We start from the raw sequence: 13,902 nt of genomic DNA on the forward strand, positions 1-13,902 counted from the left end.
CGGGGCTATCTCTAAGAATATTCTCTCTTTTTGAGCTTTCTCTGTTTTCTGTCTATGCTTCATAAGCAGTAAAAAGCTTCACACCCGTTCCAGGATTACGATATCTCTAACCTGATATCCACGCAAAGGAAGGTCACGATCACCATGAAACATCAGATTATTTTCGGCATCAGTCTGCTTACCCTGGCTACTTTCGCTCAGGCAGACACGCTCTGTCAGCAGAAAGAACGCGCTATTCAGCACGAAATCGATATTGCACAGAAGCACGACAATCAACGTCGGGTGAACGGCCTGGAGCGGGCGTTAACCGAAACACGTGCTAACTGCAGCGATGCAGGACTGAAAGAAGCGCATCAGGAAAAGATTAAAGAGCACGAGAAAAAAGTGACCGAGCGGGAACAAGAACTCAAGCAGGAAAAAGCGGAAGGTAACGACCGCGACAAAATTGCCAAACGCGAAAAGAAACTGGCTGAAGCCCAACAAGAGCTGAAGGAAGTGCAGGCTGCGCCGTATTAAGGCTAAAAGCTGCCAACGTCATTAAAACTAAATTTAAGGAGTTTTCAATGTCTAAAGACACCACATCAGAACATCTGCGCGCCGAGCTGAAAAACCTGGCTGATACCCTGGAAGAAGTGTTAACCACTTCCGGTGAGAAATCGAAAACCGAGCTGGATAAACTGCGCAGCAAAGCGCAAAGCGCGCTGAAAGATACCCGCGCGCGCCTGGGTGACTCCGGTGACCGCATTGCCCAGACCACCCGTGAAGCGGCCGATCGTGCCGACGTCTATGTACGCGACAATCCGTGGACCAGCGTCGGTATTGGCGCCGCCGTTGGCGTGGTACTGGGCGTTCTGCTGACCCGTCGTTAATATGGCAGAGCATCAGCAAAGCCACGGCCCCGGCAAAGGGGTCATTAATATCGGGCAACGCATTGTCACTACCCTGGTCGGGATGGTGGAAACGCGTGTCCGGCTGGCAGTGGTGGAGCTGGAAGCTGAAAAAGCCAACCTGATTCAAATGCTGTTGATGGTTGGCCTGACGATGCTGTTCACTGCCTTCGGACTGATGAGCCTGATGGTGCTGATTATCTGGGCAGTCGATGCTCAGTATCGTTTGATGGCGATTGCGATTACCACCGGTGTATTGTTCGCGCTGGCGCTGATTTTTGGCCTGTGGACACTGGCGAAATCGCGCCGTTCTACGCTACTGAGCGCCACCCGCAAGGAGCTGTCGGAAGACCGCAAGCTGCTGGAGGATGAGTAAATGAGCCGTAAGCTCGATTTACGCAAAGCGGAACTGTTACGCGAAATCCAGCAACAACGGCTGGATCTCAGTGCCGGGCGTAAAGCCTGGCTGGACACAACTGCACGCTACGATCACGGTTTTCTGGCGCTTCTCAGCGCCAAACGCTGGCTGACCGTTGGCAGCGGTGTGATGGCTATCTGGTCCGTGCGTAATCCGCGCTTTATGGGCCGCTGGGCCAGACGCGGATTGGGCGCCTGGAGCACCTGGCGCATGGTGCGTAATTATCTGCCTCGCCGTTAATCTTCTGCATGATAAAGCCGCATTGACTTGCGGCTTAAACAACCCCCAGATTTCTTGAACATCTTCGACAGATTATCTCGCTTACAATGTTTTCCTTACCCGACTATTATCTCCAGCAACGAACGGCACTGAGCGCTTAAGACGCGTCAGGCCTGAGTAAAATACGGTCGGGCCAGCTTGCACGGCCACAAATTCTTGTTTGGGGTTAATCATGAAAAAATTAGAAGATACCGGTGTTGTTATTGCTCGCATCCTGATGGCCGCGCTGTTCGTTGTCGCAGGCTGGGGTAAACTGACCAACTACGAAGGTACGCAGCAGTTTATGGCGTCAATGGGTATTCCGGCCCTCTTCGTGCCACTGACCGTACTGCTCGAATTCGGCGGCGGTCTGGCAATTATGTTCGGTTTCTTCACCCGTACCACCGCGCTGATTACCGCCATCTTTACCGTGCTGACCGCTATCCTGGCGCACAGTAACTTTGCTGTAGATGGTTCAACCATGTTCTTGAAAAATATCAGCATTGCAGGTGGTTTCCTGCTGCTGGCTATCACCGGCCCGGGTGCTCTGAGCATTGACCGTCTGCTGGGTAAGAAGTGGTAAGTTAGCTATACTGATTTATCGGGGGGTGAGGATCATATCCTCGCCCCTTTTCATTTTAAGGACAGGAGAACAGAACATGGGACAACTGATTGAGGGAGTCTGGCACGATCAGTGGTATGACACTAAAGCCACAGGAGGCCGTTTTAAACGCTCCGAATCGGCTTTTCGCAACTGGGTCACCGCCGACGGTGAAGCCGGTCCGAGTGGCAAAGCGGGTTTTCGTGCTGAGGCGGGCCGCTATCATCTGTATGTTTCTCTTGCCTGTCCCTGGGCACACCGCACGCTCATTATGCGCCAGCTGAAAGGGCTTGAGGAGATGATTACCGTCTCTGTTGTGCATCCCCTGATGCTGGAAAACGGCTGGACCTTTGATGAAGATTTCCCTGCTGCTACCGGCGACAGCCTGTATCAGAACGAATATCTTTATCAACTCTACCTGCATGCCGATCCGCAGTACAGCGGCCGTGTGACCGTTCCGGTGCTGTGGGATAAGCATCAGCACACGATTGTCAGTAACGAATCTGCCGATATTATCCGTATGCTGAACAGTGCGTTTGACGGTGTGGGCGCGCGCGCCGGGGATTATTATCCGCAGGATCTGCATGAAGAGATTAATGCGTTGAACGGCTGGATCTATGACACGGTGAACAACGGCGTCTATAAGTCAGGGTTTGCCACCAGTCAGGCAGCCTATGATGAAGCGGTCACCGCGCTGTTCTCCTCACTTGACCGTCTTGAGTCACTGCTGGGCAAGCATCGCTACCTGAGCGGTGAACGACTCACCGAAGCTGATATCCGCCTGTGGACCACGCTGGTGCGTTTTGACCCGGTGTATGTCACTCACTTCAAGTGCGATCGCCATCGTATTAGTGACTACCTGAACCTGAACGGTTTTCTGCGCGACCTCTGGCAGACACCCGGTCTGGCGGAGACAGTTAACCTCGAGCATATTCGCCATCATTACTACTGCAGCCACAAGACCATCAATCCCAGCGGCGTGATCTCGCTGGGTCCTGCATTCGACTGGGATCAGCCTCATGGCCGTGACCGACATTTCGGCTGATCTTTAGCATCCAGGGCGGATTTTCACTCGCCCTGGAAGTTCCGCACCCTTTATTGATCTGGCACAAATTCCCGCGTTGAGGGCTTACGTATCTTTACTGACGTAAACACCTAAAACGAAATCAATATGGGGATGGAGCTATGATCAAACCTATCGCAATCTGCCTGGCCGTGGTAATGCTCTGTTATGTGGCTTTTGTGGGCCATTATTATTATCAGACCTTTTCAACCTTCAACAGCATTGAGCATTCACAGGAAACAAATACCGCTCAATAGTCTGCCGTTGATACTGCGGGTGGCTACCCCTGGCGTTTCGCCAGAAGTTTCGGGATCTCCCGCAGGCACCAGGACTTTGCTTCGCCCATGCTGTCGCGCCGCCAGGCCATAATAATATCCACTTCACGAGTATATTCCGGGCTGACCACGCGTAGCCTTCCTTCCGCGATGTCTTTTTCCACCATCGGATAAGGCATTGTGCCGACACCTAAGCCCGCCAATAACGCACGGTGCTTATCTTCAATGGTGCTGACCGTCAGACGCTGCTGTTTGTCGAGCAGGGTCACCGTCAATACCGGGCGCTCACGCGCGGTATCCGCCACCGCAATGCCGCGATATTTTACGCGTGTGGTTTCCGAAAGCGGTTCGGGTTCCAGATGGATCGGGTGTTCCGGGCTGGCCACATAGACGCTCATCAGCGTGTAGAGTTTGCGAGTGTTGATCTCTGACGAGGCGCGGAAATGCATATCCGGGGCAATCACAATATCGGCTCGCCCCTGCTCCAGACGCTCCCATGCACCGGCCAGGACTTCGGTCATCAGCGACACCTGGGTGTTGGCTTTATCGGCCAGCTTCCCGACCAGTGGAAACAACAGTTCAGTGGAGACCAGCGCTTCGGTGGCAATCGTCAGGTGGGTTTCCCAACCGCGTGCCAGCGCTTCCGCATCCGTGGTCAGCTTGTCGGCCGCTTCCAGCAGCACACGACCGCGCTCCAGCAGCATACGTCCGACATTGGTAAATTTGGTGCGATGGCCTGAGCGGTCAAACAGCACGACATCCAGCTCTTCCTCCAGCTTCTGCATGGTATAGCTCAGAGCGGAAGGCACACGGCCCAGCTCATCCGCTGCGGCAGCAAAGCTACCACGACGATCGATAGCATCCATTACCCGCAGCGCTTCCAGCGTCAGAGCGCGATCTTTGGCCATAGTGATTCTCTGTCAGGAAATTTGAATATTGCCAGCAGATTAACTGGCTAACAATCCGGCGTCCAGAAACTTACCATAACAGGATAATAAACGGTCGGGATTTCTCTGGCCGATAAGGAGAACGCTATGATAACCAGTCGAACCGCTCAACAGTGTGGCAAAGCCGATTACGGCTGGCTGCAGGCGCGCTATACCTTCTCCTTTGGTCACTATTTTGATCCCAAACTGCTTGGCTACGCATCATTACGCGTACTCAATCAGGAAGTGCTGGCACCAGGGGCTTCCTTCCAGCCCAGAACATATCCGAAAGTCGATGTGCTGAACCTGATTTTGCAGGGTGCAGCAGAATATCGCGACAGCGAGGGAAATCACGTGCAGGCGCAGGCCGGGGAAGCCTTGTTGCTGGCCACGCAGCCGGGAGTGAGCTATTCAGAACATAATATCAGTAAAGAACATAGCCTGACGCGTATGCAGCTGTGGCTGGATGCCTGCCCGCAGCGGGAAAATGCATCAGTGCAACGGATGCCGGTGTCTGAACATCAGCGTTATACGCTGCTGGCCTCACCGGACGGCAGCGCAGGCAGCCTGCAACTGCGCCAGCAGGTGTGGATCCATCAGGTGGTGCTGGAACCGGGCGAGAGCTACAGCCTGCCGCTGAACGGCACGCGCGCCTATCTGCAATCGATTCACGGATCGCTGAAGGCCATGGCGCATTCGCAGCAGCAGGAGGCTCTGACCTGTGGTGACGGTGCGTTCCTGCACGAAGAACAGAGCGTGACGCTGACGGCAAAAACGCCATTGCGGGCGCTGGTTATCGATCTCCCGGTATAATCTCGCCCCGATTGCTGCACTCTGCCGGTTCAGCGCCCTCCTGGTGCTCTGACAGTGTGTCAGCAGTCAAAGTACCAGTAGCCCTGATTCACCAGCGCGGTGAGCTCAGCCACAAAAACCGGATTGTGCAGCGCGTCACCCAGCTCGTTTTTACCGAGCACGGTGTAGCGGCACAGCACATCAGCGGCTTGTGTATCGACCGTCTCCAGCCGTTCGCTGTTAATAAAGAAATGCTCACCCACTTGCAGCACCCTTAACCCACTCAGGCGGGTCAGCATGTCACCACTTAGCAGAGCCTCAGCAATTTCATCCGGTTCATAAGCGGGCTCGGCGGGCGCGATATCCAGCTCGTGACGCGGCGTGGTGGCGAAACGGCCAAACCACTGCTTAAAGTCTGCGGGCTGATTGATCACCTCGATCATCATCGCGCGCAAACGATCCAGCTCATACTCTTCGACCCGCCCAGGATGTTCGCGGCAGGTTAAATCAGCATCGCTGTAATGCTCACCACCGAGATCGTTTTCCAGCGCATAGTCCGCAAAGCTACTGATGAGATCGCGGCCATTAGGCCCGCGGAAACCGACAGAATAGTTCAGTGCGGTTTCGAAGGTGAAACCGTCATGTGGGAAGCCCGGTGGGATATACAGAATGTCACCTGGTGCCAGCTCGTGATCGATGATGGGTGTGAAAGGCTCCACATGTAACAGCGCAGGGTGTGGGCAGAACTGCTTCAGCGGCAGTTTATCCCCAACACGCCAGCGACGGCGGCCCATTCCCTGGATGATAAAGACATCGTATTGATCGATATGTGGCCCGACACCGCCCCCCGGTACGGAATAAGAGATCATCAGATCGTCTAAACGCCAGTCCGGCAATACGCGGAACGGACGCACCAGCTCGGCTGCGGGCGCGTGCCAGTGGTTTACCGCCTGCGCCAGCAGCGACCAGCCGCTTTCACCCAGGCCATCAAAGTGTTCAAAAGGCCCATTGCTGGCCTGCCACTGACCATCGGTATAACTGACAAGGCGGCTGTCGACTTCCGGCTCCATCGCCAGGCCGGCCAGTTCATCTGGCGTAATCGGATCGACAAAGTGTGGGAACGCATTTTTTAAAACAACAGGCTGTTTTTGCCAGTATTTCTCTAAAAATTCGGGCCAGTTTAGATTGAGCTGATAAGCCATAGGTCGCACCAGTGAGAGACAAAACGGCACTGATTATAAAGAGGCAGGCAGCGAGGCTGCCTTGTCATGCGTCAAGGGCGGGCAGAGTAATGGGCACCGGGCAAGACATCGTAGGGGGGCGTAAAAGCAAAAACCCCGCCGAAGCGGGGTTTTTCCTGAATGAGTTCGAAGCTGACCGGTAAGCCGCCTTCCTTTCATAGAGAGTGTCGTGGACAGTCATTCATCTCGCCGTTGAGCGCTCTAAAAGCAAAAACCCCGCCGAAGCGGGGTTTTTCCTGAATGAGTTCGAAGCTGACCGGTAAGCCGGGTTCTGTCGTGGACAGTCATTCATCTAGGCCAGCAATCGCTCACTGGCTCAAGCAGCCTACCCGGGTTCAGTACGGGCCGTACCTGGTGAACCCCTATTTGGCCTTGCTCCGGGTGGAGTTTACCGTGCCACGAACTGTTGCCAGCCGCGCGGTGCGCTCTTACCGCACCCTTTCACCCTTACCTGATCCCACTTACGTGGGCCATCGGCGGTTTGCTCTCTGTTGCACTGGTCGTGGGCTTGCGCCCCCCAGGCGTTACCTGGCACCCTGCCCTATGGAGCCCGGACTTTCCTCCCCTCTGTCTGTCTCCCCCGAAGGAGGACGGCAACAAAGCGGCGACTGTCTGGTCAGCTTCGGCGCGCAGTGTATAGGGTTTTCTACGGCTTGTCACTCACCCTGCTGCTCCAGCGCATGCTTATAAAGTGCATTTTTCTTCACACCGTGGATTTCGGCGGTAAGTGCAGCGGCTTTCTTCAGCGGTAATTCGGCCTGGAGCAGCGCCAGGGTACGCAGAGCTTCCACTGGCAATGCCTCTTCAACCGCATGATAACCTTCAACAATCAGCACCATCTCCCCTTTACGGCGGTTTTCGTCTTCCAGCACCCACGCCAGCAGTTCACCCACTGGCGCGCCAAAGATCGACTCCCAGGTTTTGGTAATTTCACGGGCCAGCACGACATAGCGATCCGGGCCCAGCACGGTGACCATATCTTGCAGGCTGTCCAACAGGCGATGCGTGGACTCGTAGAAAATAATGGTCCGCGGTTCCTGCTCGAGCGCACGTAACGTGTCGCAGCGCCCTTTACTTTTCGCGGGCAGAAACCCTTCGTAGCAGAAACGATCGGACGGTAATCCGGCAGCGCTTAATGCGGCGATCGCCGCGCAGGCACCGGGTAATGGCACCACACGGATGCCCGACTCGCGGCACAAGCGCACCAGGTGATAGCCGGGATCATTAATTAACGGCGTGCCAGCATCGGAAACTAACGCTATGCTTTGACCTTCGCGCAGCTTCTCCAGCAACACCTCGGCTTTCTGCTGTTCATTATGATCATGCAGTGCGAAGAGCCGCGCATTGATGGCGAAATGTTGTAGCAACAGCCCGGTATGACGTGTATCTTCCGCAGCGATCAGATCGACGCTCGCAAGCACCTTCAGTGCCCGCTGGGTGATATCGCCCAGGTTACCGATGGGGGTTGGAACGATATAGAGCGTGCTGGCAGAAATATCTGCCCGATCGTGTTGTTTCATTGTTTGATCCGAATTGCCGATTTAATATTGAGCATCTTGAAAAAAACATCACTGGATACAGTATGCTTCCTTCGAAAGTAGTTCACTGCAAAGCAGTACGCACCATGCCGCTGCTGCTGGCCGCCCTGATTTTTGCCGGTTGTACCGGCCAGGCTCCGCAAACGCCTCAGGCGAATGTACAGGGGGCCGCCACGGGCACCTCTGACTATTATCTGCAGCAGGTGCAGCAAAGCTCAGATGATAACAAGGTTGACTGGCAATTACTTGCAATCAGAGCGTTGTTGAACGAAGGGAAGGTTCCTCAGGCCAACGATCAGCTGACGCAAATCCCTCAGGATCTTAACGCGACCCGGCGTCAGGAGCTGTTGCTGCTTCAGGCACAGCTGAGTGTGGCACAGCAAAACCTGCCTGATGCGACTGAGAAACTGAAGCAGATTGATACCAGCGCCCTGTCGCAGGATCAGCAGGTGCGTTACTTCCAGTTGCAGATTGCCGCCAGCCAGGGTCGCCCTTCGCTGGATGTGCTGCGCGCCTGGATTGCTCAGGAACCGCTACTGACAAATCCGGCCGACAAACAGAAGAATATCGATGCCACCTGGCAAACACTGACGCAAATGACGCCAGATCAGATGAACAATCTTGCCATCAACGCCAATGAAAATGTGTTGCAAGGCTGGTTAGATCTGCTCGGCGTGTACCGTGCGAACGCCAGCGACCCGGATATGCTGAAAGCAGGTATCAGTGACTGGCAAACGCGTTATCCTTATAATCCTGCGGCCAAAATGCTGCCAACGGCGCTGCTGCAGGTACAGAACTTCCAGCCAGCGTCCACCGGTAAAATCGCCCTGCTTCTGCCGCTAAGTGGCCAGGCACAAGTGTTTGCTAACGCCATTCAGAAAGGGTTTAACGACGCGAAAAATGGCGTGCTGGCTCAGGGCAGTGCCCCGGCAGCTGCCACGCCGGTGCAGGCTCCTGAAGCAGTACAGGCCACACCGGATACGGTGGTCAGCCCGTCTGCCGACGCAACCGCGGCCCAGCCTGCTGACGTTCAACCGCAATCGGCCCCGGCCAACAGCGTAGAAACAGCCGCACCGTCAAGCAGCACTCAGATTCAGGTGTATGACACCAGCACCCAGCCCATCGAACAGATCCTCACCCAGGCGAAGAATGATGGCGCAACGCTGGTAGTGGGTCCGCTGCTGAAAAATCACGTTGAACAGTTGGCTAACAGCCAGACATCACTGAACGTTTTGGCCCTGAATGAGCCAGAGTCCGTCCAGAACCGTCCGAATCTTTGCTATTTTGCGCTTTCTCCTGAAGACGAAGCCCGTGATGCCGCGCATCATATGTGGGACCAGGGCAAACGTACCCCGCTGCTGCTGGTACCACGCAGCTCGTTAGGGGACCGCGTGAACAAATCCTTTGCTGCCGAGTGGCAGAAACTGGGCGGTGGCACGGTATTGCAGCAGCAGTTTGGTTCAAAAACAGAACTGAAACAGGGTATTAACAGTGGCGCAGGTATCCGCTTGAGCGGCACGCCGATCACCGTACAGCCTGCGGCAGCAACGGGTATAACCATTGGTGGCCTGAACATCCCGGCACCGATGACCGATGCCCAGGTCAGCAGCAGCAACGGCAGTGTGGATTCAGTGTATATTGTCGCCACTCAGGATGAGCTGACGCTGATTAAGCCGATGATCTCCATGCGTGTGAGCAGCCGTGATAATGTGGGTCTGTATGCCAGTTCGCGCAGCTATCAGGCAGGTGCAGGCCCGGACTATCGTCTGGAGCTGGACGGCTTACAGTTTAGCGATATCCCGCTTCTGTCTGGTGCGAATCCAGCACTGATGCAGCAGGCGGCGAAGTCGTTTAACAATGATTATTCACTGGTTCGTCTGTATGCGATGGGCATTGATGCCTGGACGTTGGCGAATCATTTCAACGAGATGCGCTCACTGCCAGGTTTCCAGATCAAAGGTGATACTGGCAATCTGAGTGCAAATCAGGACTGCGTCATTAACAGGAAGTTAGTGTGGAGCCAGTATCGTCAGGGTCAAATCGTCCCGGCCAACTGAGTCGACAACAGCAGGGGGCGGCCAGTGAACGTCAGGCCCGCCACCTGCTGCAAACATCAGGTTTGCGTTTTGTCGCTGCGAATGTGCGTTACCGTGCAGGCGAAATCGACCTGATTATGCGCGATAAGCAGGTGTGGGTTTTTGTTGAAGTGCGCTATCGTCGCAACGACCGTTTTGGCGGCGCAGCAGCCAGTATTACGCGCAGTAAACAGCAAAAGCTGTTGCGCGCCGCCGCGCTGTGGCTCAACAGTCGTGGACAGAGCTTCGACACGACGGACTGTCGTTTTGATGTGGTCGCGATCACCGGCGAACAGGTAGAATGGTTACCTGATGCATTTACAGCAGAATAAGAGCCTGTTTTAAAAGGCTAAACTAACCAGGTGAATGACGTGCTGGAAAGAATTAAAGTCTGTTTTACCGAAAGTATTCAAACGCAAATCGCAGCGGCAGAAGCGCTGCCGGATGCCATAGCACGTGCGGCGATGACCATGGTGCAGTCGCTGCTGAATGGCAACAAAATCCTGAGCTGTGGCAACGGAACCTCCAGCGCCAATGCCCAGCATTTTGCTGCCAGCATGATCAACCGTTTTGAAACTGAGCGTCCGAGCCTGCCTGCCATCGCCCTTAGCGCTGATAATGTGCTGCTGACAGCGATTGGTAATGATCGCCTGCACGAAGAGATTTATGCGAAGCAGGTGCGCGCGCTGGGCCACGCTGGTGATATTTTGTTGGCCATATCAACCCGCGGCAACAGCCGTGATATTGTCAAAGCCGTAGAGGCAGCGGTCACGCGTGATATGACGATTATTGCGCTGACCGGCTACGACGGCGGTGAACTCGCCGGTCTGCTGGGACCACAGGATGTGGAGATTCGTATCCCCTCGCATCGCAGCGCGAGAATTCAGGAAATGCATATGTTAACCGTGAATTGTCTGTGCGATTTAATAGATAACACTTTGTTTCCCCACCAGGATGTTTAAAGGAGCTTAAATGAAGGCATTATCTGCATGTGCAGTTATCCTTACCGCGTTGATGTTACAGGGCTGTGTGGCTGCGGTTGTCGGCACTGCGGCGGTCGCCACGAAAGGTGCAACCGATCCCCGTTCCGTAGGAACTCAGGTGGATGATGGCACCTTAGAACTTCGTGTGACCAACGCGTTATCCAAAGACGAACAGATTAAACAAAACACTCACATTGTTGCCACCGCCTATCAGGGCAAAGTGCTGCTGACGGGTCAGGCACCGAGCAGCGACCTGGCATCACGCGCGAAACAGATCGCCGTCGGTGTTGATGGTGCAACCGAGGTGTATAACGAGATCCGCACCGGTAGCAAGGTGAGCTTTGGCACGGCATCTTCAGATACCTGGATCACCACCAAAGTGCGCTCCCAGTTGCTGGGTAGCGATCAGGTGAAATCCTCAAACGTGAAAGTGACTACCGAGAACGGCGAAGTGTTCCTGCTGGGTCTGGTGACCGATTCGGAAGCAAAAGCGGCGGCAGATATCGCCAGCCGGGTGAGCGGCGTGACCCACGTCACCACCGCGTTTACAATTCTGAAATAAGCATGCTGGAAAGGGTCAGGCATGCCTGACCCCTACTAAACAGTAATCCGCGTTGGTATTCGTAATGGTCGCCACAAAACCAGCACCATCCGCGTTGATATTCGTAGGGGGCGCCACAAAACCAGCACCATCCGCGTTGGTATTCGTAGAGGTCGCCACAAAACCAGTACCATCCGCGTTGATATTCGTAGGGGGCGCCACAAAACCAGCACCATCCGCGTTAGTATTCGTAGAGGTCGCCACAAAACCAGTACCATCCGCGTTGGTATTCGTAGAGGTCGCCACAAGGCCTGCGCCATCCACGTTGATATTCGTAGGGGGCGGGCATGCCCGACCCGCTCCCACCGCATTACAACCTGCTTAAGCAGTCCATCGCTACCGCTTTAAAACTGGCAAAGTCTTTGCTATCCCGAAGTCGTGTCATCGCCCGCTCGCGCATAAAAGTCACAAACAGGTCGTAAATGGCCATCGCCTCTTCATACTCTGTTTTGCTGATCGCCAGCAGGAAAATCACGTAGGCGGTTTCATCGCCCCAGGCAATGCCCTCGGGAGCAAGCACCGTGTAAACGCAGGTTTTCTTCGCCAGCAATCCAAGCGAGTGCGGCAACGCAATCCCCTCACCCAGCATGGTACTGACAATCGCCTCACGTTCTTCCACCGAAGGGTAAAACGCTTCATCCACCCTCCCTTCTTCTTCCAGCCGATCGCATAACTGGCGGAACAGCGCGGAACGATCCATCGGGCGGTCAAGAATAAGGAAGTGGCTGGCATCAAAGAAGCGCTCCAGCATATAAGGCCGGGTGCGATCGAGCAGCACCAGCTTGCCGATCTGTTCAAGCTGGTAGTCAGTAGGAAACGGTGACATCACCACAACCGGCTTATCTTTATCACTGAGACGTACTGTGGAGATCACAAAGTCTTCCTCCACGTTCTCTTTCAATTCATATTCACGCAGCGAGAGGATGTTACTCACAACGATTTGTGGATATTTCCGCAGCAGCATGGCTTCGATCATACGCACGGTGGAGTTGCCGGTATCGCACACCAGCAGGATCTGCGGATGGCGCTGATAGCCCACGTTGTAGTGGCGTTCCAGCCCAACGCCAATATGCAGCACCAGGAAGCCGATCTCATTTTCACTGATGATATACGGTGAATATTTCCCCCAGCTGGAGACTGCCGCCAGCGTTACATCCCAGGCCATTGGATAGTGCTGTTTAATATTCGACAACAATGGGTTAGGGATCTGGATCTGGTAACGCACACGGGTGATCATCGTTTTTATATGCGTCAGAAGATCGGCATGGAGTTGCGGATCGTTTTGCAGGTTGAAGTTGTAATGAGTGTTGATGTAACTCAGGATGTAGTCCACCAGCGAGTCACCGTCATCCGGGCTGATCACGCTGGCCACACTGTCCTCAACCCGACGGGCAGCGATATTCACTCGCAAAAAGGCCTCTTCTGCCGGAGAGATCGCTTTACCCGTCATCGGTCTCATCAGATTCACGATATGGCGCGCCGCGTCACGCACGTCGCCATCAACATCTTCTGCAGAGAATTCAGTCAGCGGGTAGCCTTCGCCAATTCGACGCACCGCCACGGCACAGTAAAGGCGCAGATAAAACTCACCCTCATCGGTCAGACGAATCGTAAACCGGGAGAGACACTGTTGCAGCAGCGGTTGCAGTGTATCGAGCATACCGCTGTTCAACGCCTCCAGCCTTAACAGCGGGCTGTCGATGTCCTCCTGCGCAATCTGGTACAGCAGGTCCGTCAGGCAGGTGCGCATCGCTACCTCCTTCCCGAATAGCTTCATGCCGTAACGTGGTTTGGTTTCAATCGCCAGTTGATAGCGCGCCAGCCATTCTCTGACTTCGGCCATATCACTTTGCAGCGTGGTACGGCTGACAAACCACTCATCGGCCAGATCTTCCAGTTTCAGGGAAAACGCCGACGTCAGAAAGCGCGTGAGCAGGTAGTGCACACGTTCCGGTGAGGTGCGTGGAACGCGCAGATGGGAAGGTGACTGCTGCAGCAATGCGGTATAACGCGGCAGATCCTCAATTTTTAGCTGATAACCCGCACCGCGATTCAGCACCAGGCTGGCGCCATGATCGGCCAGCAGTTCATTGAGAACATTGATATCGGTACGCACCGTGCGTGTCGAGACAGCGAAACGTCGCGCCAGCTCATCCTGCGGCAGCGTTTCGTTTTGCAGCAAATCAAACAACTGAGCCAGTCGTTGGTTAGGGAATCTCACGGGGGCACCACTTTTAAGCTGTT

Annotated in this window: 15 protein-coding genes and 1 other RNA gene; 11 read left to right on the forward strand and 5 right to left on the reverse strand. The window is 54.7% G+C overall.

All coding sequences use genetic code 11. The features are described 5' to 3' along the window. The first annotated feature begins 144 nt into the window (after positions 1-144). The 6 genes from FY046_RS21495 to FY046_RS21520 all read left to right on the forward strand — a co-directional run bounded on the left by FY046_RS21495 (position 145) and on the right by FY046_RS21520 (position 3,209). Positions 145-516 (forward strand): DUF1090 domain-containing protein, encoded by a 372-nt coding sequence (locus tag FY046_RS21495; protein ID WP_133842499.1) that lies wholly within the window; start codon positions 145-147, stop codon positions 514-516. Between the two features lie 47 nt (positions 517-563). Continuing rightward, the gene (locus FY046_RS21500) at positions 564-869 is read left to right on the forward strand and encodes a DUF883 family protein (RefSeq protein ID WP_133842500.1); all 306 of its coding nucleotides are present in this window, start codon (positions 564-566) and stop codon (positions 867-869) included. 1 nt (position 870) lies between these two features. Continuing rightward, a complete protein-coding gene (locus FY046_RS21505; protein WP_133842501.1) occupies positions 871-1,263 on the forward strand; it encodes a phage holin family protein in 393 nt (130 codons plus the stop codon). Then, positions 1,264-1,545 carry a YqjK-like family protein gene (locus tag FY046_RS21510; RefSeq protein WP_133842502.1) on the forward strand — a complete coding sequence of 94 codons (282 nt, stop codon included), beginning with the start codon at positions 1,264-1,266 and terminating at the stop codon, positions 1,543-1,545. Positions 1,546-1,756: 211 nt separating this feature from the next. Next, positions 1,757-2,146: a DoxX family protein gene (locus FY046_RS21515; RefSeq protein WP_133842503.1), complete on the forward strand. Its 390-nt coding sequence runs from the start codon at positions 1,757-1,759 to the stop codon at positions 2,144-2,146. Between the two features lie 76 nt (positions 2,147-2,222). Then, a complete protein-coding gene (locus FY046_RS21520) occupies positions 2,223-3,209 on the forward strand; it encodes a glutathione S-transferase family protein (RefSeq protein WP_133842504.1) in 987 nt (328 codons plus the stop codon). A 298-nt stretch (positions 3,210-3,507) separates the two neighbouring features. On the opposite strand, the gene FY046_RS21525 is transcribed toward FY046_RS21520, so the two are convergent. Next, entirely contained in the window at positions 3,508-4,410 is a 903-nt protein-coding gene (locus FY046_RS21525; protein ID WP_133842505.1) for a LysR family transcriptional regulator, read from the reverse strand. 126 nt (positions 4,411-4,536) lie between these two features. Between FY046_RS21525 and FY046_RS21530 the strand changes: the two genes are divergently transcribed. Beyond that, a complete protein-coding gene (locus FY046_RS21530) occupies positions 4,537-5,241 on the forward strand; it encodes a pirin family protein (protein WP_159336814.1) in 705 nt (234 codons plus the stop codon). 59 nt (positions 5,242-5,300) lie between these two features. Here FY046_RS21530 and FY046_RS21535 read toward each other — a convergent pair whose 3' ends face one another. The 3 genes from FY046_RS21535 to rsmI form a co-directional block, all read right to left on the reverse strand. Beyond that, positions 5,301-6,422, reverse strand: coding sequence for a ribosomal protein uL16 3-hydroxylase (locus FY046_RS21535; protein ID WP_133842507.1), 1,122 nt, complete (start codon positions 6,420-6,422; stop codon positions 5,301-5,303). 283 nt (positions 6,423-6,705) lie between these two features. Then, an RNA gene (gene rnpB / locus FY046_RS21540) (RNase P RNA component class A) lies at positions 6,706-7,085 on the reverse strand. Between the two features lie 32 nt (positions 7,086-7,117). Further along, positions 7,118-7,981 (reverse strand): 16S rRNA (cytidine(1402)-2'-O)-methyltransferase, encoded by an 864-nt coding sequence (rsmI, locus tag FY046_RS21545; RefSeq protein WP_133842508.1) that lies wholly within the window; start codon positions 7,979-7,981, stop codon positions 7,118-7,120. Positions 7,982-8,043: 62 nt separating this feature from the next. Between rsmI and FY046_RS21550 the strand changes: the two genes are divergently transcribed. Genes FY046_RS21550 through dolP form a run of 4 tightly spaced genes read left to right on the forward strand, consistent with a single transcriptional unit; the run spans position 8,044 to position 11,619 of the window. Continuing rightward, positions 8,044-10,056 carry a penicillin-binding protein activator gene (locus FY046_RS21550; protein WP_446186469.1) on the forward strand — a complete coding sequence of 671 codons (2,013 nt, stop codon included), beginning with the start codon at positions 8,044-8,046 and terminating at the stop codon, positions 10,054-10,056. Continuing rightward, on the forward strand, positions 10,014-10,406 hold the full coding sequence (locus tag FY046_RS21555; RefSeq protein WP_133842510.1) for a YraN family protein: 393 nt from the start codon (positions 10,014-10,016) through the stop codon (positions 10,404-10,406). The genes FY046_RS21550 and FY046_RS21555 overlap by 43 nt, the downstream gene beginning before the upstream one ends. Positions 10,407-10,445: 39 nt before the next feature. After that, positions 10,446-11,036, forward strand: a complete 591-nt coding sequence (gene diaA / locus FY046_RS21560) for a DnaA initiator-associating protein DiaA (RefSeq protein ID WP_133842511.1) — start codon at positions 10,446-10,448, stop codon at positions 11,034-11,036. Between the two features lie 10 nt (positions 11,037-11,046). Beyond that, positions 11,047-11,619: a division/outer membrane stress-associated lipid-binding lipoprotein gene (gene dolP / locus FY046_RS21565; protein ID WP_133842512.1), complete on the forward strand. Its 573-nt coding sequence runs from the start codon at positions 11,047-11,049 to the stop codon at positions 11,617-11,619. A 349-nt stretch (positions 11,620-11,968) separates the two neighbouring features. On the opposite strand, the gene FY046_RS21570 is transcribed toward dolP, so the two are convergent. After that, a complete protein-coding gene (locus FY046_RS21570; protein WP_167864332.1) occupies positions 11,969-13,879 on the reverse strand; it encodes a BglG family transcription antiterminator in 1,911 nt (636 codons plus the stop codon). Between the last annotated feature and the right edge of the window lie 23 nt (positions 13,880-13,902).

It is taken from the genome of Erwinia sp. 1181_3 (genome assembly GCF_052824965.1).